Genomic DNA, 982 nt, shown 5'->3' on the forward strand with positions numbered 1-982 from the left:
ACGGCGGGCCAGGTGGCGGGGGCGGGCCTGGCGAGGCCGGCCGGGGTACCGCCCGGAACGGCGGACATCCGCCGGTCCGCGCCGTCACCGCCGTGGACGAGCACGGGCCGGGCATCGGCGCCGTACGCCTCCGTCCCACCCGGCGCACCCCTCCTCCCCGGCGCTTCCGAACCGGCCCGCCCGGTGGTACCGCCCCCCGCACGCCTCCCGCCCGCCGCTTGACCCCCGTGCCCCGGGCTGCCCGGACCGGTGGGGTCGGGCAGGGCGGTGCGGGCCGCCGCGGCGATGACGGCGGCCCACGCGGTGGCCTCGGCGCGCCCCCGGTCGCCGGTGTCGCGCAGGGCGGCCTGGTAGGTGTGCTCGTGCAGCGCCCGGTCGAAGAGCGGGGCCAGGTGCGCGAGGGCGTTGTGGATGCTGCTCTCCCGGCACACCAGGCGGGCGGCGGGGGACAGCCCGCACGAACCGGGCGCCCGCAGCGCGCGGCGCGCCAGCACGGGTGCCAGTTCGCGCTCCAGCGGGCCGAGCCGCCGGTAGGTGCACCAGTCGCGGGCGCCCTCCGCCAACCGCGGGCCCACCAGCGGGATGACGTATCCGACGGCGGACAGCACGGCGGCCACCGCGACGGCCCGCGGGGCGACCGTCGTGCTCAGCTCCGCCCAGTCCCGGCCCGACCAGCGCGCGACCACGGCCGCCAGCTTGGCCAGCGCGAACGCCGCGATCCCCGCCGAGCCCGCGGTGAGCAGCCGCAGCCCGGCCAGCACCCAGCCGCGCACCTCCCGCGCCCACCGCCAGCACAGGACGCAGGTGGCCGCGGCCGCCGTGAGCAGCCCCGCCAGGTACAGCAGCACCATCTCCCGGATGAACGGCGTGGCGGCGTAGTACGTGTCGAGGTCGGCGCGGCGCTCCACGGGGGCGTCCCCCAGCACGAACATCACCACGATGGCGGCGACGAGCACCGCGTACCCGCCGATCCAGCGGCGGG

The 982-nt window shown here is 79.1% G+C and carries 1 protein-coding gene; it reads right to left on the reverse strand.

The window, feature by feature from the left end:
• On the reverse strand, window positions 1–982 hold a 982-nt coding region (locus BJP40_RS12110; RefSeq protein ID WP_071280378.1), incomplete at both ends, for a DUF6545 domain-containing protein.

Origin of the sequence: Streptomyces sp. CC53 (assembly GCF_001865245.1) — a bacterium.
In the GTDB taxonomy this organism is placed as follows: domain Bacteria; phylum Actinomycetota; class Actinomycetes; order Streptomycetales; family Streptomycetaceae; genus Streptomyces.